At 59.1% G+C, this 22,954-nt stretch carries 12 protein-coding genes; 5 read left to right on the forward strand and 7 right to left on the reverse strand.

What is annotated here, in order from left to right; translation table 11 throughout:
* Positions 1 to 73: 73 nt before the first annotated feature.
* Both JF535_RS05965 and JF535_RS05970 read left to right on the forward strand, forming a co-directional pair.
* Complete coding sequence (locus JF535_RS05965; protein WP_242523729.1) at positions 74 to 2,839, forward strand: TonB-dependent receptor; 2,766 nt, start codon at positions 74 to 76, stop codon at positions 2,837 to 2,839.
* Between the two features lie 119 nt (positions 2,840 to 2,958).
* Positions 2,959 to 4,449 (forward strand): tryptophan halogenase family protein, encoded by a 1,491-nt coding sequence (locus JF535_RS05970; protein ID WP_207000344.1) that lies wholly within the window; start codon positions 2,959 to 2,961, stop codon positions 4,447 to 4,449.
* A gap of 33 nt (positions 4,450 to 4,482) precedes the next feature.
* On the opposite strand, the gene JF535_RS05975 is transcribed toward JF535_RS05970, so the two are convergent.
* Positions 4,483 to 5,346, reverse strand: coding sequence for an alpha/beta hydrolase (locus tag JF535_RS05975; protein WP_207000346.1), 864 nt, complete (start codon positions 5,344 to 5,346; stop codon positions 4,483 to 4,485).
* 306 nt (positions 5,347 to 5,652) lie between these two features.
* On the opposite strand from JF535_RS05975, the gene JF535_RS05980 reads away from it, so the two are divergent.
* Positions 5,653 to 9,555, forward strand: a complete 3,903-nt coding sequence (locus JF535_RS05980) for a PxKF domain-containing protein (RefSeq protein WP_207000348.1) — start codon at positions 5,653 to 5,655, stop codon at positions 9,553 to 9,555.
* Positions 9,556 to 9,632: 77 nt separating this feature from the next.
* On the opposite strand, the gene JF535_RS05985 is transcribed toward JF535_RS05980, so the two are convergent.
* On the reverse strand, positions 9,633 to 10,475 hold the full coding sequence (locus JF535_RS05985) for a universal stress protein (protein WP_066967439.1): 843 nt from the start codon (positions 10,473 to 10,475) through the stop codon (positions 9,633 to 9,635).
* A gap of 282 nt (positions 10,476 to 10,757) precedes the next feature.
* On the opposite strand from JF535_RS05985, the gene JF535_RS05990 reads away from it, so the two are divergent.
* On the forward strand, positions 10,758 to 12,506 hold the full coding sequence (locus tag JF535_RS05990) for an alpha-amylase family glycosyl hydrolase (protein ID WP_207000350.1): 1,749 nt from the start codon (positions 10,758 to 10,760) through the stop codon (positions 12,504 to 12,506).
* Positions 12,507 to 12,711: 205 nt separating this feature from the next.
* Here the strand turns inward: JF535_RS05990 and JF535_RS05995 are convergent, their stop codons facing one another.
* The 4 genes from JF535_RS05995 to JF535_RS06010 form a co-directional block, all read right to left on the reverse strand.
* On the reverse strand, positions 12,712 to 13,551 hold the full coding sequence (locus tag JF535_RS05995; protein WP_207000352.1) for a DUF3014 domain-containing protein: 840 nt from the start codon (positions 13,549 to 13,551) through the stop codon (positions 12,712 to 12,714).
* A gap of 204 nt (positions 13,552 to 13,755) precedes the next feature.
* Entirely contained in the window at positions 13,756 to 15,684 is a 1,929-nt protein-coding gene (locus JF535_RS06000; RefSeq protein ID WP_207000354.1) for an alpha-amylase family glycosyl hydrolase, read from the reverse strand.
* Between the two features lie 21 nt (positions 15,685 to 15,705).
* Positions 15,706 to 18,165 (reverse strand): glycoside hydrolase family 31 protein, encoded by a 2,460-nt coding sequence (locus JF535_RS06005; protein ID WP_207000355.1) that lies wholly within the window; start codon positions 18,163 to 18,165, stop codon positions 15,706 to 15,708.
* Between the two features lie 52 nt (positions 18,166 to 18,217).
* Positions 18,218 to 20,104, reverse strand: coding sequence for a glycoside hydrolase family 13 protein (locus tag JF535_RS06010; protein ID WP_242523730.1), 1,887 nt, complete (start codon positions 20,102 to 20,104; stop codon positions 18,218 to 18,220).
* Positions 20,105 to 20,406: 302 nt separating this feature from the next.
* On the opposite strand from JF535_RS06010, the gene JF535_RS06015 reads away from it, so the two are divergent.
* Entirely contained in the window at positions 20,407 to 22,683 is a 2,277-nt protein-coding gene (locus tag JF535_RS06015) for an alpha-amylase family glycosyl hydrolase (RefSeq protein WP_277987236.1), read from the forward strand.
* Positions 22,684 to 22,797: 114 nt separating this feature from the next.
* Here the strand turns inward: JF535_RS06015 and JF535_RS06020 are convergent, their stop codons facing one another.
* Positions 22,798 to 22,953, reverse strand: coding sequence for a DUF2986 domain-containing protein (locus tag JF535_RS06020; protein WP_207000357.1), 156 nt, complete (start codon positions 22,951 to 22,953; stop codon positions 22,798 to 22,800).
* Position 22,954 lies beyond the last annotated feature (1 nt).

The raw sequence follows: 22,954 nt of genomic DNA on the forward strand, positions 1-22,954 counted from the left end.
GGGGTGGAGGATATGGACTTCGGGTAGGCCTAGGATGGCAGTACTCACCATAACGATAAGTCCAAGGGAGAAGATGATGAGTCTGACGAACAAACGTTTCCGACCGGCACTGCTTTCCGCAGCCATTGCCGCGTCCACTGTTTCCGGTGCTGCCTTTGCCCAGGAAGAGGGCAATACCGAGCTGGAAGAAATTACCGTTACCGGTTTCCGCAAGAGTGTTATGGACTCTATCGGTACCAAGCGTGACGCCAAGGGTGTAGTAGAAGCCATCTCTGCCGAAGACATCGGCAAGCTGCCTGACTCCTCTATCGCTGAATCCCTCGCTCGTCTGCCCGGTCTGGCTGCCCAGCGCCTCGACGGCCGTGCCAGCCGCGTGACCATTCGTGGTTTTGGTGAAAACGAAAGTGCTACCACCTTTAATGGTCGTGAGCAGGTTTCCATCAGTGATAACCGCGGTGTGGAATTCGACCTGTACCCGTCCGAGATCATGAGCGCTGTTACCGTGCACAAGACCCCGACCGCCGATCTGGAAGCGGAAGGCATCGCCGGTGTTATCGACATGCAGACCATCAGCCCGCTGGAGCGCGGTGAGCGCGTTGTGCAGTTTAACGGCCAGATGGAAATGACCAGCTTCGACAAGCTGAATCCGGACGGTGAAGATCAGGGGCAGCGCGCTACCTTCTCTTACGTCGACCAGTTCGCGGATGACACCGTTGGTGTGGCCTTTGCCTACAGCACCATGAGCTCTCCAAATCAGGAAGAGCGCTGGAACGCCTGGGGTTACCTCGATTATCTCGACACTGATGGCAACCTGTTTCTCGGTGGTGCCAAACCGTTCGTACGCTCCTCTGTACTGGATCGCGACAGCGCCATGCTGGTGGTGGAAGCACAGCCTACAGAGCGCCTGAATATGACCTTCGACGCGCTGTACGTGGATTTCGTCGATGAAAAAATTCTACGTGGAATCGAAATTCCGTATGGCTGGGGGCAATCCTCGACAGCCAGCATTACTTCAATGGGTGAAGTTGAGAACGGTTACTACACCAGCGGTACCACTGAAGGTGAGCACCTGGTGGTGCGTAACGACCTCGAAACTCGCGAAGCTGAGCTGAGCTCTTTTGGTTTCAATACCAAGTTTGACGCTAGCGAAACCCTGCAGTTGGAGTTCGACGTCAGTCACTCCGCGGTAGAGCGTCAGATCTGGAGTTACGAGAGCTACGCTGGCACCGGCCGTGGCAGCTCGCAGGGCATCAATGACGAGCTGAGCTTTACGCTGGGCTCCGGTGCCGCCGGCGCGATGTTCGAGTCCGGTATCGATTACAGTGATTGGGACATCATCCAGTTGGGTGGCCCGTTGTCCTGGGGTGGCAGCGCCGCATTGAACGATAGCTTGGGTATTACCGGAACTGAGCTTGCAAACACTGGTCAGGATGGCTTTATCAATGCTCCGGAGATCGACGATGAGCTGACCTCACTGAAGCTGGCTGCGACCCAGATGGTGGAAGTGGGCATCGTCAACGAAATTTCTTATGGCGTATCCTACCGCGACCGTGAGAAGACCAAGCGCTCCGAAGGTTACTTCCTGACACTGACCGACTTCCCGAGTACCGTCGTAGTGCCGGATAAGTACCGTTTGGGTACTGCGTCTCTCGACTTTATCGGCATGGGTGACATGATTGCCTATGACTCTGCCGCTCTGCTGGCCGACGGCTACTACACTCTGCTGCAGGAGTCTCTGACTAATAGCAGCCATCTGACAAAGTCTTGGTCAGTAAACGAGAAGGTTACTGCAGCATTTGCTCAGGCTGAGTTTGAGACCGAGGTGGCTGGTTTAGCTCTGACCGGTAACGCCGGCCTGCGCTATGTCTACACCGAACTGCAGTCCGCTGGCGCGGCGGGCAGCCCGGATGCCAATGGCATTATTCAAACGGTACCCACCGACCTGTCCCACGACTATAGCCACCTGCTGCCGAGCCTGAACATGGCGCTGGCGCTCGACGACCAGCAAACCGTTCGCTTCGGCGCGGCCAAGACCATCTCCCGTGCACGCATGGACGAGATGAACGCCTCTCTGAGTGTGTCCTACAGCGAGCAGGTTAACCAAGAAGGTTATAACTGGAGCATCAGCGGCGGTAACCCCATGCTGGAGCCGAAAGAGGCGATTGGTGTCGATCTGTCCTATGAGAACTACTTCGTCGAAGACGGCTACTTCTCTGTGGCGCTGTTCTGGAAAGACCTTAGCCAGTGGACTTTTGGCGGCAACTACTTGGTTGATCTGACCGGTGTCACCGACCCGGTAAGTGGCGAAGTGCCCGCCAACCCGATTGCCCTTGGTTCCGGTACCGTGAATGGCGGTGGCGGTACTCTGCAGGGCTACGAGTTATCCGTTTCTCTGCCGTTCCATGTGTTCAACGAAAATCTGGATGGCTTCGGTCTGATCGCCAGCCACACTGGCGTAAGTTCCGACATTCAGGATCCGAATGGCAACGACTACGAGCTGCCGGGCTTGTCTGATAGCATCCAGTCTATGACCGCGTACTACGAGAACTATGGCTTCTCCGCTCGTGCTAGCATGCGCAAGCGCGCTGACTTCAAGGGCGAGGTGTACGGCATTGGCTTCGACGCTCAACAGCGTAATGTTGTCGGTGAGACGCTGGTTGATGCGCAGATCGGATACGATTTCGCTGAGTCCGGTATCGGTGGTCTGGAGGGGCTGTCTGTATTCCTGCAGGGCCAGAACTTGACCAATGAGCCGTTCGTTACCAAGAACGGTGCCACCATTCAGGATTACCAAAACTATGGTAAGACCTACCTGATGGGCTTCAGCTACAAGCTGTAATCCTAACGGAGTAGAAAAAAGCCCTTGTAATCTCGGTTACAGGGGCTTTTTTATTTCTCCGATAAGACTATAAATACAGGTGTCAGCGTTTCGTGCATTGATAGGCAGAGGTATCTAAATTGCAAAATACAATAATAAAAAACCTGGTTATTCTCGGCGGCGGTACTGCCGGCTGGATGACCGCCGCACTGATGGCCAAGGTGCTGGGCAAGACCGTTCAGATCACGCTGGTGGAGTCGGAGCAGATCGGCACGGTGGGCGTTGGCGAAGCCACCATTCCCCCGATCATCAATTTCAACCAGGCCCTGGGCCTGGATGAAAAAGAATTCCTGCGCGAAACCAATGGCAGTATCAAGCTGGGGATACAGTTTGAGGGCTGGTCGCAGCCTGGCGAAAGCTACATGCACGCCTTCGGAAACGTCGGCAAGAATTTTCCTTTTTGCGATTTTCATCACTTCTGGGTGCGCCATTGCCAGCAGGGCGGTCGCGACAGCTACTGGGATTATTCACTGAATTACCAGGCCGCAGTCCAGAATACATTTTCCCCGATCGCAAAAATTCCCAATACAAACCTCCCGGGCATTTCCTACGCGTACCATTTTGACGCGGGTCTTTATGCCAAGTTTTTGCGCCGTTACGCCGAGGAAAAAGGTGTAAAGCGCGTGGAGGGCAAGGTCTCCGATGTGCGGAAAAACCCGGAGAGCGGTTTTGTGGAAAGTCTGGTGCTGGAGAGCGGCCAGGCTGTCACAGGGGATCTATTCGCGGACTGCTCAGGATTCATCGGCCTGCTCATTGACAAGGCCGTGGGTAGCGAGTACGAGAGCTGGAGCCAGTGGCTGCCCTGCGACCGCGCCATGGCGGTACCCAGCGCTTCCGGCGAGCGTATTCCGCCGTACACGCGCTCCATTGCCCACGCCTGTGGCTGGCAGTGGCAGATTCCGCTGCAACATCGCACCGGCAATGGTCTGGTGTATTCCAGTAGCCACTGGAGCGACGAGCAGGCGCACGAAGCGCTGTTTGGGAATCTACCCGGCGAGCCGCTCGCCGAGCCGCGGATTATCCCGTTCAAAACGGGCCACCGGCGTGAACAGTGGAAAAAGAACGTGGTAAGCCTCGGGCTCGCCAGCGGATTCCTTGAGCCTCTGGAGAGCACATCCATTCACCTGGTGCAGTCCGCGGCCACACGGCTGATCAAGTGTTTCCCCCATCGCGGTATTCGCGGCGAAGAAGTGGCGGAGTTCAACCGCCAATCCCGTGTGGAAATGGAACGCATTCGAGATTTCATTATTCTGCATTACAAGGCCAACCAGCGCCGCGACAGCGACTTCTGGCGCGCCTGTGAAGACATGCCGGTGCCCGATAGCCTGAAGGAAAAGATGGAATTGTTCCGCAGCTCCGGCAAGGTATTCCGGGATTTCGATGACCTGTTTACGGAAGTCGCGTGGCAGCAGGTGATGATTGGTCAGGGCATCGTGCCAGCCGATTACCACGGCATCGCCGATGGGCTGACCGACGGTCAATTGGCGGATCTGATGCAGAGCCTGAAGACCCTGATTCAGGGTACGGTAAAGCAGCTGCCTCCGCACGAGGCATTTCTTTCCCGCAAGTAGCCTTTTGGGCAGGGGTTATTCAAACTGGGGCACTCAAGGTGCCCCTTTTTCTTGTTTATCGCAGTGCGCGTTCAGCATCCAGCGGATGGCCTGCGGAAACTCGCCTTGCCAGAAGGCTTCATTGTGCTCCCCTTCCGCGTCGAGTTTTGCCTGCCAAGTATCGGCACTGGCGTTTTGCTGCAGGAGCGTTTGCATCTGCACAAAACCGCGGGTCATGGATTCGCCCTCCTTGCCTCCGGCCACCAGATAAATTCGGGTATCTTTTAGTGCGGGATTGGCTTCGGTGGCCGCAAATATTTGCGGGGCAATCCAGTAAGAAGGCGAAAAAAGGCCGGCACTGCCAAAAACTTCCGGATAACGGTTAATCGCGTGGTTTGAAATCAGCCCGCCCATGGAGCTACCCATGATCAGTGTGTGTTCGCGGTCGGGCAGTGTGCGGTATTCGCGATCGATGCGCGGCTTCAGTTCCTGCACCAGAAAATCCACATAGGCATCGCCTTCGCCCTTGCCGAAACGCGCATTGTCGTAGGGATTCAGTTCGGTCATACGCAACTGGTCCCCATGATCAATGCCTACCACGATCGCTTCCAGGCCGCAGTCCGCGGCTAACTGATTGAGGCTTTCGTCCACGCCCCATTCGCCCACATAAGACGTGGCGTCGTCAAACAGGTTCTGGCCGTCGTGCATATACAGCACCGGGTAGCGTTTATCGCTGTGCGCGTAATCGGTGGGCAGGTAGACACGGTAGTGGCGCTCACGCGGCAGCGTGTGCATCGCAATCGCCGGCATGACATGCACATTGGGTTGTGCCGTGGAAGTGGCGGGTGCGGTTGCCGCCGCAGGCTGTAGCTGTGCGGCGAGCAGCAGGGGCAGCGCCTGTGCGATTTTTTTATACATGGGTAGCAGTTCCGCGCCAAGAGTAGGCTGTAAGTATCCAAGGTGTTGCGCGAGAGGGCTTCATCCCAGGGCGGGGAGGAGATCATTGCAAGGAAGGGCTCACGAGTTGAACAGCACGGCTGGTCTCTCTGATTCTGAAAAAGTGGCACGCAAGGCGTTATCCCGTCCACTATCCGTGGCAATCCCTCCCTCCGTGCACTAATTTCAGTGCGCGTCGTTTCAAATAATAAATTCTGCGAAATGCAGTAATGTCGAGAGCGCCACCACGTCCCATCACCAAAACCTCACGCCCCGGAGTCCGCGATCATGGATCGAGTCGCCAATCATCGTGCAGTACCCAGAACCTTGCTGTGGTTTTTCTTCCTGTTACTCAGCCTTTGCAGCAGTGTTAGCTGGGCCTCCTGCGGGGGCGTGAATGAACGCGCCTGTTGCTTCTTTGAGCGTTTGCCCTCCTGTGACGCGGGACTGATTGAGGTGGCGGCGGGGGAGTATCCCGGTGCCTGTGATTTTATTTTCGGTCCCCTGCCTGCGGGCACCTGCGTTAAACCCACCAATTGTGGCGGCGCCGGTGAGCGGGGGTGTTGCAACGGCGCCGGCGAATTCAGTGAGGTCTCCGGGGTATGCGATTCCCGCAGCCTGGCGCCGCTGGATGGTTGTGTGGGGGAAAACTGCTGGTGCTCGGCGTTTGGCGCCTTTTTTGGAGGCAAGTCGCAGCACACCTGTGCACAGGAGCGGTCCGCCGGATGTGGCGGTGAAGGTCAGCGCGCCTGCTGTGTGATCGAGGGCGGTCTGCCCTGCGAATCCGGATTGATCCAGCAAATCGACGGCTGGGCGGACAAGTTTATTGCGGTCAGTGGTGATGCCACCTGCACCGACGGCATTACCGCGCAAAGGTCCATTGGTACCTGTGTCAAAGCGAGCCCCGGTGCTATCCCAAGCGAACCGGCGACGGGCTGGGGGCCCCCCGGGGTTAAAAGCAGCAGTGTGATGCGGGGCTATCTGGATATGCATCTGCACCTGCTGGCAGACACCGCCCACGGCGGCAATGTGTTTGTGGGTGAGCCCGCACCGCGGGATGCCAACGGTAACTTTACCCTCAACCAAACCTACAACATCAATACCGCCCTTTCCCCCGACGGGGATCTCGCCATACACGAGCACTCTGACCACGGTCTCGGTCGCGATACCATCGGCGATGGCACCCAGGATGGCACCCGCTCCCAATATGGCGCGCCCTATTTCAGTGGCTGGCCCAAGTGGACCAGTACCACCCACCAGCAGGCTTATTACGTATGGCTGGAGCGCGCCTGGCGCGGTGGCCTGCGTGCGGTTTCCATGCTGGCAGTTACCAACGAGGCGCTGTGCAAAAGCACCAATGATGCTGGGCGCTGGGCCGCCTGTGAAAACTCCATGAGACCGATCATTGACCAGCTGCTGGCGGCGAAAAAATTTGAGGCGTTTATCGATGACCTCGCCGACGGGGTGATCAATGGTAACGGCGCCGGGGAGGGCTGGTTCCGTATTGTCACCACCCCGGAGCAGGCGCGGCAGGTGATTAGCAGTGGCAAGCTGGCAGTGATGCTCGGTATCGAGGTGGACAACCTGTTCAACTGTAAGGAGTCTGGTTGTCCGGCGGACTTCGGTTTGCCCGCCGAGGCTACCGGATTGGAAACACCCACCACCCTGGAAGAAGCGGTTCAGGTGATTTATGACCTGGGCGTGCGTCATGTTTTTCCGGTGCACAACTTCGACAACGCCTTCGGCGCGGCGGCCACCTGGCAGGACGCTATCGGCGTTGGGCAGGCGGTGGTCGAGCAGCGCTGGTGGAGTGTCGAGAACTGTGGTGTCGGCAAAGGTGACTACGGTTTCAAACTCAATACTGCTGTTGGTGCCCTGTTGAATCTACTCGGGTTCGGTGGCGCCGCCCCCGGGCTACCGAATTACCCCGCGCAGACCGTTGCCGAAGCCATGTGCAACGCGCGCGGCTTGCAACTGGGCACCGATGGCCAGGTAGGCAAGGGGGCGGAGCTGATGCGCCTGTTGATGGAAAAAGGCATCCTCATCGATATCGACCATATGTCGAATAAATCCATCGACAATATGATCGGACTGAGCCGCACATTTTCTCCCACTACCGGTGAGGCTTACCCGCTCATCGCCAGCCATGTGCAGTTTTTTGATCTGTTCCCCCGGACTTATGGCGGCAAGGGGCGGCACGAACGCATGCGCACACGGGCACAGCTTGAGGCAATCCGCGATAGTGGCGGCATGATCGCCGCGATGCTCAAGGACGATGTGCAGGACACCGACTCCTACGGCGACAGCTTCAATCTTGCTTACAGCACACCGGAGCACGGCGGTGTGATTCACAACAATTGCCGCTATTCCTCCAAGACCTGGGGGCAGGCCCTGCAGTATGCGGTGGATGTGATGGATGCGCCGGTGGCCATGGGCAGCGACTTCAATGGCATCGCCGGCCATCTTGGGCCGCGCTTTGGCAGCGACGCCTGCGGTGGCTGGGAGGCGGACAACGGGCAGGAACGGGCGCGGCAGGAAGTCGACAGAAACGCCGTGCAGTATCCCTTTGAGCTGGAGGGCTTCGGGACATTCTCGCAGCAGCAAACCGGCTTCAAGCGTTACGACTACAACGTGGATGGGCTGGCGCACATCGGCCTGCTGCCGGATCTGATTGCCGACCTGCGGCAGGTTGGGCTCGACGCCCACTATGAGGATCAGTTGTTTTGTTCCGCCGAGGCGTTTGTACGGGTGTGGGAACGGGCTGAAGCCATCAGCCGTGGTGAGCCAGACCCCGCCAGGGAATGGCTGTGCAACAAGGAAGACGCGATGCCGCCGCTGGTGACGGCGGACGTGTCCCCCGCCGCAGAGTCCAGTGGCTGGCACAGCAGCAAACCGGTGCAGGTCACCTTGCGGGCTACGGATGAAGGCTCGGGGCTTGCCGCCATCGACTACCTGGTGCGGGAGCCGGTGCGGCTCGATGGATCAACGGCCGCCGCGGAGGTCATGGTGGCGCTGGACGCGGAAGGGGTGAACCGACTGGAATTCAGCGCGCGGGACCTGGCCGGCAATCGCAGTGCGAGCACCCGCTTGCCGATCTCGATTGATACCGTCGCGCCGCAGATCGCCGGGGAGTCGCTTCCCGATGCCAATGAATTCGGCTGGAACAATACCGAGGTTGCGGTGCGCTTCTACTGTGACGATGTCGACCCGGATACCGGCATCGCGGGCTCCGGCGTTCCCGTGGCGGACTGCGGACCGGACCAGTTGCTGGCCTCGCTTCCGGCGGGCAGTGAGGGCGTCATCGTCCGTGGCGACGCCCGCGATCTAGCCGGCAACACGGACACCATCGAGGTGGGCCCCATTCGCATCGACCGCGAACCGCCGTCGATCGTGGGCGCGGTAGAACCTCTCGCGAACAGTGCGGGCTGGCACAATGCCGCGGTACAAGTGTCGTTTACCTGTGCCGACAGCCTTTCCGGTGTGCAGACCTGCTCGGCCCCGGTGCTGCTGGATCAGGAAGGCGCGAACCAGAGTGCCAGTGGTGCTGCGCGGGATCGGGCAGATAATGATGCGGCGACCACGGTCAGCCCCATCGCCATTGATACAACACCGCCGGACGTTGCGGTCACCGTGATCAGCATGGGCGATATTTACACCTTGGGTTCGGTGCCCAGCCACGGCTGTACCACCAGCGATAGCCTGTCCGGTGTGGCCAGTGAGGCGATTCCGCTGGTGAGTGGCGGTACCAGCAATGGCGTTGGGCGTTTTACCGCAGCCTGCAACGACGCGCTGGACATCGCCGGTAACCACAGCGAGGCGGCGGTCACGTTTGACGTGCACTATGCCTTCAGCGGTTTCCTCGAACCCATTGATGCCCTGCCGGTGAGCAACCAGGTCAAGGCTGGGCAAGTGGTACCGGTGAAATTTGGACTGGCCGGCGATCACGGCCTCGATATTCTCCTCGGCGGGCAGCTGTTCAGCGCCACCGCAAACTGCTCGTCCGGGGCGCCGGTGAATACGCTGGAGGACACGGCGTTCACCGCTGGCAGCAGCACACTCAACTACAGTCCGGGCAACGATACCTACCAGTACAACTGGAAAACCGAGAGGTCCTGGAGCGGCAGTTGTCGGGTGCTATTACTCAAGCTGGATGACGGCACGGTGCGTCGCGCACTGTTTTCGTTCCGGTAGCGTGGAATAAACAATGGCGTAAAAAGATGGGAAGAGCGTCACCGCCGCAGAACGCGGCGGTGAGCGTTGGCAAGTGATTACTTGGTGCTGGTAAACGCGTTACACACCATCACATCGGTTTCCACCGAACCAATGACGCGCTCGGCGGTGTTGCCGCGCAGTAGCGAGCCGGTTTCGCCGTACTGGTTGAGGGTGCCCATTACCACCAGGTCCGCATCAATTTCCTTGGCAATCTCGGCTACGACCTCGTTGGTATAGCCCTGCTTTACGTGGATGCGGTCGGTAGGTACGCCGGTCTTCTGTGCCAGCTTGGCCAGTGCGCCGCGGTCCGGGTACAGCATGGAGTCCAGGAAGGCATTCACCAGGTGCAGCTCGGCACCGTACACCTCGGCAATATAGCCGGCGCGCTCGGTGATCTGGCGGTTGAGCTGGCGTTGCTGAGTGGTCTTGGCCTGGTAGTTCACCGTGGCCAGTACCACCTTGCGGCGGTCTTTCGCATTCGGGCGGATCAGTACCACCGGGCATTTTGCCTGCTTCAGTACCTGCCACTTAGATTCGGCGAAGGTGAAGCGGCGGCTGCTGGTACGCGCGTGCACCGGCAGGTAGATCATTTCCGCGTTGCAGCGCTTGGATTCCTGAATGATCGCGCCCTGCCAGTCACTGGACCAGCACACGGTAATCTCGAATTCCACGCCCGCTTCTTCAATCGGTTTACGGATCTGGTCACGGAACCAGAATTCGTCGCGGAACAGGTGGTCGTTCACCGCGCGGGTGTCGACCGCTTCCCCATCCACCGCAACGAATACGGCCAGCTTGGGCTGTGGGTTGCGCTCGCGGGCGGTCGCCAGTGCGCGCTCCAGGGCTACTTGGCGGTCATCGTTCGGGTCTACCACAACGAATACGACGGGTTTGTCCTGCATGTTCACTCCTTCAATTTAAAAAAATCTGTTCCCTAGGTTCTCGCTGCGTCGCCGGATCCGGCGCGGTCGATTGTGCCACGCACCTGCCGGGTGTCTCGCAGTTGCCACCTGTTGTTGTACGGCCGGTTTAAGGCTTCTGGGTGGCCCCAAAACTGGGGAGTCAAGCCTATCACCGGCGTTCGATCATTTCATCTACGCCCCGCCCCGGGAGGATGAATCTGTGGGCGAGGCGGTTACATTACGCTTCTGTGATGACCGTTCGATCACGACGGAGAGAATATAATGAGAAAAGTTACCGGTTTGAGTGCCCTGATTCCCGCATTGGCACTGACCATTACCGCCTGCTCCGAGCGCCAGTCCGGCGCTCTGCCCGAAACTGAATTGGCGCCATCTTCCCCTGAAGCCAGTGCCCCTGCCTTGACCGAGGTCAAGCCGGGCAGCGCGGATCCTTTCTGGAAAAACGCGACCGTCTATTTCATGCTTCCGGACCGCTTTCACAACGGCAACCCGGACAACGACCTGTCTTATGGCCGCAAAGATGACGCGGCACACCTGCGCGGTTTCCATGGGGGTGACCTGCGCGGTGTGATCCAGAAGCTGGACGAGGGCTACTTCAACGATCTCGGCGTGGACGCCATCTGGATGTCCCCGGTGATCGAGAACGTGCATGGCTTTGATGAGGGTGACAAGCGCACCTATGCCTTCCACGGCTACTGGCCGAAAGACTGGACCAGTGTGGACGCCAACTTCGGCACCGAGGAAGAACTGGCTGAGCTGATCGCCAAGGCGCGCAGCAAAGGTGTGCGTATCCTGCTGGATGTCATCATCAACCATACCGGCCCGGTTACCAGCGAAGATCCGCTGTGGCCATCCGACTGGGTGCGCACCAACCCGCGCTGCGACTGGAGCAGCTTTGCCCAGAACGTCACCTGCGCCCTGACCGACAACCTGCCGGATATCCTCACTGAGAGCGAAGAGCCGGTGGACCTGCCGCCGCAGCTCACCGAAAAGTGGCAGCGCGAAGGCCGTCTGGAGCAGGAAGTGGCCGAGCTGGATGCCTTCTTCGAGCGTACCGGCTACCCGCGCGCGCCCAAGTACTACATCGTCAAGTGGCTGACCGACTGGGTGCGTGAATACGGTGTGGCGGGCTTCCGTGTGGATACCGTGAAGCACGTTGAGCCGGAAATCTGGGGCGTGCTGAAAAAAGAAGCGAGCCTGGCCCTGGCAGAATGGAAGGCGAACAATCCAGAGAGCAAACTGGATGATCGCGAATTCTTTATGGTTGGCGAGGTTTACCATTACGGCATAAACAATTTCGCCAGCAGCGAAGGTCGCTACTACGACTTCGGCGATCGCAAGGTCGACTTCTTCAACCACGGTTTCGACAGCCTGATCAACATGGGCTTTGCCACCCATGCCAAACAGGACATGGAGAGTATTTTCAGCGAATACTCCAGCATCCTGAACGGTGGCGAGCTGGACGGTGTTTCTGTTCTCAACTACATCGGTTCCCATGACGACTTCAGTTCGTTTGACCGCGAGCGCAAGCAGGTAAAAAGTGCCGCACTGAAACTGATGCTGGCACCGGGTGCGGCGCAGATCTATTACGGCGATGAGATTGCCCGCCCGATGATTGACGAGCAGGCCTACGGCGACGCCTCCATGCGCGTACCTATGGACTGGAGCAGCCTGCAGCAGGACAGCACCAGCGATATTCTCAGCCACTGGCAGAAGCTGGGCCAGTTCCGGCAGTCGCATCCCGCAGTGGGTGCCGGTGTGCACCAGCAGCTGAGCGAAGCGCCCTATGTTTTCTCGCGCACGTTTGAACACGATCGCGTGATGGTAGCGCTGGAACTGGAAGCCGGTGAAAAAACACTGAGCGCCGGTGACGTGTTTGCCGATGGTACAGTGGTGAAAGATTACTACTCCGGTGCGGAAGCCCGAGTGGTGAATGGCACGCTGACCTTCGACACCGAGTTTGACATCCTGCTGCTGGGCACAAGCCAGCAGGGGCAGCTCAGCGCGCGCTAACGGGTGCCACGAGTGTCCTGAGTTTTGGCTTGTTTTTTTGCTTGGTTTTTTGGTTTAGCTTTTTGGTTTGGTTTTAATGTGCAGGGCCGGATTCGGCCCATGTGAGTGCGACTTCTCTTTCTCGTCGAAAGGCTTGCCGGTATCAGGAAACTGATACCGGCTTTTTTTTACTGCGCCATCGTGGCGCAAATTACCGGTACCGCAGTTACTGTTCGCTGGGCATGTTCTGCAGTGCTGCTTTCAGCTCACGCAGTTTTTCTTTCACCCGTGCCGCATTGTCCGGGCCGATGCGAATCATCAGCTTGTGCAGGCCGGGCATTTTTTCCAGCTTCTCATCCTCAAACTTGTAATACACCGTGGGGCGCACCAGTTTGATGGGGCCTTCCACTTCCGGCGCGGCCAGCGCCTGGTCGATGGCCGCCATTACGGCCGCGTGGAAGTTCTTGTTTTTGAGTCCCAGTTCGCCATAGGCCTGCTTCAGGCGCGGGTACCAAAACTGATAGAGGTTCACCGCGGTATCGGTATCCACCATGGCGAACAGACGCACTGGCTGATCGTAACGCTGGTAGTTCTCCTGCGACAGCACATACACTTTTTGCCCGTCGTCGCGGGTTTCCAGTTCCTTGACCGCGAGCTTGCCGTCCACATTGTTGAAGGGGCGGTTCTTGTGCATCAGGTCGCCCTTGGTCGCAGTGTTTACCGCGGCCACCCATTTACGCACCACTTCATCGGGCACAATCCATTTCGCCAGGGCGCCGTCGGAGGAAAGGCTGATGATGTCGGTGTGCGCCTCGCGATCACTGTCGTTCAGGGCGGGCAGTTGACGCGGTGGGTCTTCCGGCTCCACAGGTTCCGGTACCGGAGGAATAACCGGCTCTGCGGGCTCTTCCAGGTCAACATTGGGCTGGGTTTCCGGGGCGGGCTCGGTCACGGGCGCAGAGACTTCCGGTGCGGGTGCTTCGCGCACGGCAAACCAGTAGATGCCAAAAATAACCGCGGCCACCACCAGCAGGGCGATCAGCCATTCTTTGATATTGCCACCCATCCGTATTTCCTCCCGTTAGTGTCTGCGCGCAGACCTGGCGCCTCAATAATCAGTGTAAACCACTGACTGTGAAGTCTCAGACAGTATCAGGTCGCGAAGGTTTCGCCTACGGGAAGCGGTGGGAACGGAGCGGGGAAGAAAGGGGGAGGAAATGGGTAAGAAGGAGCAGGGGTGCATGGCACCCCTGTCCGGGAGGGTGGCGAGTCAGCGGCCGACGCGCAGGATCTGGCCGGAAAGCCGTGGAGTGTCCAGCGATACCGCCGCGCTCAGGTCATCACGCACGACCATTTCCGCGGACCCCTGCTGCAGCTGGTTGGTAAGGGTGTACTTACCGGGAGCCAGTTGCCACGCTTCAATCAGCGCCTTTGGCAAGCGCAGGCTGGTGGTGCTGTCGCGATCGGCGAAGTTGGCGATCACCAGCAGGCGCTCATCGCCGGCCCAGCGGGCGAAACTGTACAGCTTGTCGGTGTAGTTCTCGCCCTGGCTGCGGTTAACCTGGTGCAGATCGAAGAACTTTCCGGTGAGCGCCGGGCTCTGCTGGGAGAAGGTGAGCAGTGTGCGGTAAAAGCGCTGCAGGGACTGTTCGGCCTCGCTGAGCTTTTCGCTATTGAAATTGCCTTCATTATTCCAGCGGCGAATGGTGGGCACCGACCAGTAATCGAAAATGGTGGTACGGCTGGCCTTGCCGAAGCCCGCATCGCCGGCACCGGGCTCACCCAGTTCCTGGCCGAAGTAGACCAGCGTGGGTGCTCCACTGAGGGCGGCGGACACCACCATGGCCGGCTTGCCGGCCTCGGCGTTGCCGGCAAACTCCGGGCTGGCGATACGCTGCTCGTCGTGGTTTTCCATAAAGCGCAGCATGTTGTCTTCGATACCGCGCAGGCTTTCCTGAATCTCCACCAGCGGGTCGGTAGCGGCCTTGCCTTCCATAACCGCACGTATCGCATCGTAGGTGCCTACCTTGTCGTACAGGTAGTCCATTTTGCCCAGGTGCACATAATCCCGATACAGGTCGGGCTGGTAGATTTCAGCCAGCAGCAGCGCGTCGGGCTTCTGCATTTTGATGGAAGAATTTAGGTAGCTCCAGAACTCCACCGGCACCATGCCGGCCATATCGTAGCGGAAACCATCAATACCAAACGCGAGCCAGTAGTCGGTGATCTGACGGAATTTTTCCCAGCTGCTCGGTACGTCTTTATCTGCCCAGAAGGCCGCATGTGCCCGGTAATCTTTTTGTGCGTAACCGGCGGGGAGTGCGGGGAAGTCGTGGCTACCATCCGGGCGTACGCCGAAATTGATTTTTACCGTTTCGTACCAGTCGTCCTGCTTCGGCTGCGGTGCGCGGCTGCCATTGCCGGTCCACTTTGCCGGCGTCTCGGTAAATTTTCCGTCTACCAACGGATGGGCTTCACCATTCAGCGGCTGGTAGGCGTCTTCGGCTACCGGCACCAGGAAAGGTTCGCCGGGCACGTAATAGAAATTATTGTCGCGGGCATAAGCCACGCTGGTGTCGTCATCCGCTCCAAAGTCACGCACGCCTTCGGGTTTGGCCAGCGACTGGTAATTGCGGGCTACGTGATTGGGTACGATGTCGATAATTACCTTGAGGCCGGCGGCGTGGGAGCGCTCTACCAGCGCCTTGAATTCTTCCAGGCGCTTGCCCGGGTCATTGGCCAGGTCGGGATTTACGGTGTAGTAATCCTTTACCGCATAGGGTGAGCCGGCCCGGCCCTTGACGACGTCCGGGTCGTCGTTGCTGATACCAAAGGCGGTGTAGTCACGCACCACTGCATGGTGCAGCGAGCCGGTGTACCAGATGTAGTCAGCGCCTAGCGCGCGGATTTGCTGCAGTGCCTGCGGGGTGAAATCACTGAACTTGCCCACACCGTTTTCTTCGATGGTGCCCCAGGGTCTGTTGGTGGCATTGGTGTTGCCAAACAGGCGCGGCAGCACCTGATAGATCACCGGTTTGCCAAAGGTTTCTACGGGCGAGGCGATTGCCTCCGCACTGGCTGCGTTGTGGGTGTGCTCGGGCTCGACCGCAGACGGTGCCGCGGTAGGCTTGGCGTCACAGCCGGCCAGCAGGCTGGTGGTGATCGCGGTGGCCAGAATCAGTCGGGAAATGTTTTTCATAACAGCGTTTATTTCCTGCAATTATTCGGTGATCGTCAGCGCGAGGTCTTGTTTCCCCCAGGGGAACTGTACCCGTAGGGTATTGCGGCGCTTGTCGAAGTAGGCGGTGTTGTCGGCCAGCTCGGATTCCCGCTTCACCAGCGGGATATTCACGGCGCCCAGCGCGATGCTGGCGGGCGCCTGCTGCCAGTTGTGCAGTACCAGTTCCAGCGCGCGGGACTCCGGTGCGCCGGTGTAGCCGTTGCCTTCACGGGTGAAGGTAAACTGGCTGCGCTCGCCATTGCGCTCGCCGGCAAAGTACAGCTTTTCATACTGGCCCTTGGCAAAGGCATCGGCGGTGAAACCGTCGTCTTCGTACAGGTAGCCGCTGGACTGGCTGACGGACTGATCCGCGTAGTAATCCAGGCGCAGGGTTTTGCTGGTGTACTCGCGGGTATTGTTCATATCCGCCACGGTGGGGATAAACGCACCGGCGCGCACCAGTACCGGAATGGTGTCGAGCTCCACTTCCACTTCGGCGATGTCGCCGCGGTAAGCTTCGTCAGTCCAGTAATCGAACCACACGCCGCCGGGCAGCTGCACGGCCACCTCGTCGATGTTCTCGTCGGTTACCGGCGCTACCAGGAAATCGTTGCCCCACAGGTAGGCATCCTTGTTGTCCATGAGGGCGAGGTTGGATTCGTCCTCGAAAAACAGCGGGCGCATCAGCGGCATGCCGGTCTGGCTGTTTTCAAACGCCAGGGTGTAGTTGTAGGGCAGCAGGCGGTAACGCAGCTTTACATACTCGCGCAGAATGTTGCGGGTCTTGCGGTCGTGGAATACCGGCTCGGGTGCAATGTGCTCCTGTGCGTGCGGGCGGTATACCGGCTGGAATACGCCGTACTGCAGCCAGCGGATATACAGTTCGCGGTCGAACTTTTCACCGCCGGCAAAGCCGCCGAGGTCCGAGTGGGTATAGCCGAAACCCAGCAGGCCCATCTGCAAAGACAGTTCCACCTGCGGCTTGAGGCCGCCCCAGCTGCGCTCCACGTCGCCGGTCCACGGGATCATGCCAAAGCGCTGGGAGCCGGGGAAACCGGCGCGCATCATGATGAACGGGCGCTCGTTGGGGGCATCGGCCTTTTCGTTTTCAAACAGCATCTGTGCCCAGCGGTGACCGTACGCGTTGTGGATTTCATCCGCCATGCCAATGGCATGAACGGTATCAGACGGATGGACTTCCGGTTCGCCCAGGTCGCCCCACCAGCCGGCCACGCCCTGTTCCTTGAGGCCTTTATAGATATTCCAGAACCAGTCGCGGCCGTCTTCGGCGAACACATCAATCAGGCCGGTGTTGCCGAAATAGAAATCAAACTGCTTGGGCTGGCCGGCGAGGTTTTTCGCCAGTGCATTTTGTGCGACCGCCTCATCCCAGCGCTCGGATGTGGAAAGGACAAACGGCTCAGTGACCAAAATGGTGTTGATACCCTGCGCCTGCAGGTCCGACATCATTTTCACTGGTTGTGGGAAGGCGTTGTTGTCCCACGCCAGATTGCCCATATGCCCTTTGATATCAGGGCCGAACCAGTAAAGGTCCAGCACCAGCGCGTCCAGCGGGAAATCTTCCTCGGCAAATTTTTCCACGGTATCGCGCACTTCCTGCTCGGTGCGATAGCCGAAGCGAGAGGCGAAATTGCCCAGTGCCCAGCGCGGCGGCATGGGCTGGTGGCCGGTCACGCCCACATAGTTTTCGATCAGTTTGGGATAGCTTTCCCCGGCAACCACGATATACGCAGTGCGCCCCCCGATGGCCTCGAACTGCATCACGTCGTTTTCACTGGCACCGAGATCCATGTTGCCAGTGGCGCTGTTGTCGAACAGCAGGATGTACTTGTTGCTGCTCATCACCGCCGGCAGGCCAAAATACATCTGCTCGGATTCGGTGGAGTAACCGTAGTGGGCCTTGTTGTACAGCGGCAGGCGCTGTCCGCGGCGGTCCATGCCCAGCACGCGCTGGCCGCCGCCAATCAGTTTTTCCTGATCCTGCAGGGCGAAGCGGAAGCCGCGCAGGGTCTGGTTGGCAAAGAAACCGTGTTCTTCCGCCAGCAGCGTTTCGCCATTGCGCAGGTACTCGATCGTAAACGGTGACTTGTGGATAACCGCGGTGAGGTCGCCAAGTGCGTAGCGCAGGGTGTCCGCGGAGACGCTGAGCTGCGCCTGTACATCCGCCTCGAGTTGCGCACGGGCGAAGGAGGGTAGCTGCTTCACGCCCTCGCGCTGGTAGTGCACCTCCAGTGCGCTGCTATTCAGCGGTGTGAGGGTAACCTGGCTATCACTGGTCTCGATCACCAGCTTGTCGTCGAGCAACTGGTGGCTCTGGTAGCTGCGCGTGGTTTCTGCCAAGGCCGGTTGCAGGGCGGTGGCCAGCAGTGTGGGCAGCAGGGTCGCCAGCCCGAGTTTTTTGAACAGCCTTTTGGGTTTAAGGGGTTGTTGCTCTTTCATCGTCGCTTACTTCTGTTTTTAACTATTTTTGGGAAAATCTTTTCAATAATTTTTAAAAGACTTCGGCAACCAGTACATCGCTGGGTGCGATCACCAGTTCGTTCAGTGGGGTGGCGTTGCCGTTGGTGATGTCGGTTGCGGAGAATTTATCCCCCAGTATTTCTGCCAGATGGGCCAGCGGCAGTTCGCGCGGTCGGTCGCTTTTGTTGATCGCCACCATCACCGTATCGTTTTCGTCATAGCGGAAATACACGTACAGGCCATCGATCGGCGCAAAGTGCTTGAGCTTGCCGCGGTGAATCACGTCTTTTTGTTTGCGCCAGGTAAACAGGGTGCGCACAAACTGCTGGGCCTGTTGCTGTTGTGGGCTGAGGTTCTTGCCGGTAAAGCCATTGACGGTGTCGCCTTCCCAGCCGCCGGGAAAATCACTGCGCACGACACCGTCGTCGCGCTGTTTGGGGCTCTTCGCCAGAATCTCATCGCCATAATAAAACTGCGGGATACCGCGCATGGTGGCGAGGTAGGCCACCGCCATGCGGAACTTGCCCAGGTTTTCATCCAGCTGGCTGTAGAGACGGCTCATGTCGTGGTTGCCGCCGAGAATCACCAGATTGTTGGGGTTGGGGTAGAGCACATCGTTGGCCAGGGCTTCGTACAGGGTCACCAGCCCGGTGCTCCAGCTTTCCGGTTTTTCGAGCCCGTCGCGCAGGCCGTACAGCAGCGGGAAGTCCATCATGCTCGGCATGTGCGAGACATAGCCGTTGCGGTTGTTGTTGCCGGCCTGCCAGTACGCCACCAGCGCCGCCTGACGGGTCCATTCTTCGCCCACCAGGTTGAAGTTGGGGTATTCCTGCATCAGGCGCCCGGACCAGCGGGTGAGGAAGTCCGCATCGGAGTAGGCATAGGTGTCTACACGAATACCGGAGAGGTCGGCGTACTCCACCCACCAGATGGCATTCTGGATCAGGTAATTGGCCACCCGCGGATTGCGCTGGTTGGGGTCCGGCATCACATCCACAAACCAGCCGTCGGTGAACAGCTGGTGATCCTTGTGGCTCGCGTAGGGATCCATGTGCACGGTGCGGGCATGGTTGGTGTACTCGAACTCGCCCGCTTTTACGCCGCGGCCGTTCAGCCAGTCACTGCCGGGCAGGTCCTGCAGCCACCAGTGCTCGCTGCCAATGTGGTTCGGCACCATGTCCTGGATCACGCCGATGCCCTGTTCGCGCGCGGCCGCAACAAAGCCCCGGAAACTTTCATTGCTGCCGAAGCGCGGATCGATGCGGTAGAGATCGGTGGCGGCGTAGCCGTGGTAGGAGTATTCCGGCTGGTTGTTTTCCAGCAGCGGGTTGGGCCAGATCTGGGTGAAACCCATAGCGGCCACATACTCCAGATGCTGCCGCATACCGGCGATATCACCGCCGTGGCGGCCACTGGGATTGCTGCGATCGGCACCCTCAATGGTATCGGCGGTCGTGTCGTTGCCCGCGTCGCCATTGGCAAAGCGATCCGGGGTGATCAGGTAGATGGCATCGCTGCTGTCAAAGCCCTGACGCTCGGCAGAGCCGGGGCGGCGCGGCTTCAGCGCGTAGCTGAGTTCCTGCTGCCAGTCGTCCTTGCGCAGATGAATCTGCAGAGTGCCCGGCTTGGCATCGGCAGACACCGATAAGTTGATAAACAGGTAATTGGGGTTCTGTTCGCGTTCGGTGCCGGTCACGGTCACACCGGGATAGTCGAGGCTGACCTCGGCGCCGGCAAGGTCCTTGCCGTGCAGCATCAGCTGCAGGTTGGGCTCCGCCATCTTCGCCCACCAGAAGGGCGGCTCAACCCGTTCAACGGCGCGCGCTTCCGATGCGCTGCAGCCCACAGATATAGCCGCAAGCAGCGGCAACAGCAGTGCCATCAGTATGGCGCGGGGGCGGGGTGTATCCATCATCATCTGGTCACCTGTGATTGGGGTTGGGCGAGTAACCCGGGACGAACGATTCGCACTTTTTTTCACCATTGTGCCCGCTCATGCCACCCCTGTTATCCCCCTCCCGCCGGGGGGAGGCCGGTAGTAATCGGCGACACTGACACCCGATCTGACCTGGCGCGCCTTTTCTCCACGCCCCGGTCGAGGAGGAGGTATCGACCGGGGAGTCCGCCAGTATGTTGCCGCGCCCGGAAGTGTGCAGACAGGCAGCGAAAAGTCCCCTCCGGGCCTGTGACCGAAAACAATAATCAACCGAGATGATGAACATGAAAAAGAGCTACCTGGCCCTGGCGGCACTGCTGCTGGGCGCGAGTTCTGTGGCGCAGGCGGAATGGTTCCTGCGCGGCACCGACAACAACTGGCAGGCGGACCAGATGCAGAATCTGGGCAGCAATACCATGCTGGCAGACGATGTGGTCTTCACCACTGCCGGCGAGGTCAAGTTTGACCGCTGGGGCGACTGGAGCGAAAACTACGGCGCGAACGGCCAGCAAAACGGCAACAATATTGCCGTCCCCGCTGGCACCTGGGATATCAAGTTCTACACCGATACCAAGGACTACCACATTCTGCCCGCGGAAGAGCCGGAAACCCCGGACGCCATCCTGCATCTGCGCGGTACCCACAACGGCTGGGCTGCCGGAGACCTGCTGGCGCGCATTGGCGATACCGACGAGTACGATGCCTGCCGCAACTTCGCCAGTGGCGACGGCAACGGCGGCCCGCGTTTCAAAATCGATCCCAGCGGCAGCTGGGCGGGCAGTCAGTTCCCGGCGCAGGATGTGGCCGCCAGTGGCTGGACCTACATCGTGGCCAATGGTGCCAATAACAGCCTGGTGAGCGTCACCACCGATCTCGGCGTAAATTGCGGTGTCGTCGCTGCGGACAGCGATGGCGACGGCGTGCCCGACAGCATTGACCAGTGTCCGAACACCCCGGCAGGTGCCAGCGTCGATGCAGACGGCTGCGAAGTCGTTACCCCGCCGCTCAGCGACTTCCGTAACCGCAGCATGTATTTCGTATTTGTGGACCGCTTCCACAATGGCGACACCAGCAACGACGGCGGTAACAACCCCGCCGGCACTTCCGCCAGCAAACAGGCCGGTGGTCTGTCCGAGTGGAAAAAGTACTGGGGTGGCGACATCCAGGGCCTGATCGACAAACTGGATTACCTGCAGAACCTCGGTATTACCGCTATCTGGGTAACCCCGCTGAATGACAATATCGACAACACCGGCAGCGATGGCGCCTACCACGGTTACTGGGGCCGCGACTTCTATGAAGTGGACGAGCACCTGGGTGACTGGGCACTGGTGGATCAGCTGGACGCGGAGATGGAAGCGCGTGGTATGAAGCTGGTGCTGGATATCGCCCTCAACCACTCCAACCAGGACGACCAGTATGAATTCGGCGCCCTGTACAAAGAAGGCACTTTCATCACCGACTTCCTGCAGGACGATGGCACCTGGTATCACCGCAACGGCGCCATCGCCGATTGTGGCGACAGCGACCCGACCACCCAGTGCTTCGGCGAGTGGGATGATCCCTGGGCCTTCACCAACAAGACCCTGTTCAACCTTACCGACTTTAATCACGGTATCAGCAGCAACAGCGTTGCCGACCAGTATTTGATCGATGCCGCCATCAAGTGGATGCAGCACGGTGTAGATGCGTTCCGTATCGACGCCATCAAACATATCGAACCGAGCTTCATCAAGCGTTTCAATGACGCCGTACGTGCGGTGGATCCAGATGTGTATATCTTCGGTGAGTGGTATGGCGCCGGTGCCGGCGATGCGCTGTCGATGGAATTCCTGAGCTCTGCAAACGGTAAGTCCGAACTGCTCGACTTCCAGCTGCGCAACAACATCGAAGCGGCCATCGCCGGTGATATCACCATGACCGAGCTCAACACCCATATTGAGTCCCGTCCTGGTGCCATGGGGGGGAATAGCCGTGAAAGTTGGCAGCCGATCTTCCTCGACAACCACGACGCTACCCGCACCAGTGTATTCCTGCAGACCACCGGTCCTGTGGATAACGGCCGTACCGGTAAGGGCTTCAGCAAGGCGCTGGCGGATGCTCGTCAGAACCTGGGTATGGCACTGGTAATGACTTTGCCGGGCATCCCGACCATCTACTACGGCAGTGAGCAGAACTCCACCTGGTTCGACGCCAACGGCGACGGCCAGATCGGTCACGACCCGTACAACCGTGAAGCCATGCCATCCTTCAGCGAAACCAGCGATGCGTTCCTGCTAATCAAGGCGCTGGCCGACCTGCGCGCTCAGAGCCCGGCGCTGGCCGCCGGCAGCTACAACCAGCGCTGGGTGAACGGCGACATTCTCGTATTCGAGCGTGTTTCCGGCTCCGACAGCGTGATGGTGGCGGTAAACCGCGGTGGCAGCACCTCCATCAACGTGAGCAGCCTGAGCCTGGCCGACGGCCAGTACAACAGCCACACCAGCAGTGATGTGGTGAACGTCAGCGGCGGTTCCGCAGTGCTGAACCTGGACGCCAATGAAGTGATCGTGTTGCACTAAGTTTCGGCAAGACATCCTTAAAACAAAAAAGCCCCGGGGTAAAACCCGGGGCTTTTTATTTTAACGAAAGGTCGACGGGTCTAATCTAAAGCAAGCCGTCCGGGGCGGCAGCAGCTAACGACCCGTGTCGATATCCGGGCCGCCTTCCTGCGCGAACTTGGCCCGCTCCGCTTTGGAGATATAGCGTGGTTTCTGTTTCGGGTTCAGTTTGTCGTTGGCCTTTTTGGCCTTCTTCTTCAGGATCTGGTTGACCTTCTTTCTTCGGTTCATG

Source organism: Microbulbifer salipaludis (genome assembly GCF_017303155.1).
Classification (GTDB): Bacteria; Pseudomonadota; Gammaproteobacteria; order Pseudomonadales; family Cellvibrionaceae; genus Microbulbifer; species Microbulbifer salipaludis.

Excerpts from the sequence above, each read along its gene's own strand:
- JF535_RS05965 (WP_242523729.1), top strand. The coding sequence starts at position 74 with ATGATGAGTCTGACGAACAAACGTTTCCGACCGGCACTGCTTTCCGCA.
- JF535_RS06000 (WP_207000354.1), bottom strand. The coding sequence starts at position 15,684 with ATGAAAAACATTTCCCGACTGATTCTGGCCACCGCGATCACCACCAGC.
- JF535_RS06005 (WP_207000355.1), bottom strand. The coding sequence starts at position 18,165 with ATGAAAGAGCAACAACCCCTTAAACCCAAAAGGCTGTTCAAAAAACTC.
- JF535_RS05975 (WP_207000346.1), bottom strand. The coding sequence starts at position 5,346 with ATGTATAAAAAAATCGCACAGGCGCTGCCCCTGCTGCTCGCCGCACAG.
- JF535_RS06020 (WP_207000357.1), bottom strand. The coding sequence starts at position 22,953 with ATGAACCGAAGAAAGAAGGTCAACCAGATCCTGAAGAAGAAGGCCAAA.
- JF535_RS06015 (WP_277987236.1), top strand. The coding sequence starts at position 20,407 with ATGAAAAAGAGCTACCTGGCCCTGGCGGCACTGCTGCTGGGCGCGAGT.
- JF535_RS05995 (WP_207000352.1), bottom strand. The coding sequence starts at position 13,551 with ATGGGTGGCAATATCAAAGAATGGCTGATCGCCCTGCTGGTGGTGGCC.
- JF535_RS05980 (WP_207000348.1), top strand. The coding sequence starts at position 5,653 with ATGGATCGAGTCGCCAATCATCGTGCAGTACCCAGAACCTTGCTGTGG.
- JF535_RS05990 (WP_207000350.1), top strand. The coding sequence starts at position 10,758 with ATGAGAAAAGTTACCGGTTTGAGTGCCCTGATTCCCGCATTGGCACTG.
- JF535_RS06010 (WP_242523730.1), bottom strand. The coding sequence starts at position 20,104 with ATGATGATGGATACACCCCGCCCCCGCGCCATACTGATGGCACTGCTG.
- JF535_RS05985 (WP_066967439.1), bottom strand. The coding sequence starts at position 10,475 with ATGCAGGACAAACCCGTCGTATTCGTTGTGGTAGACCCGAACGATGAC.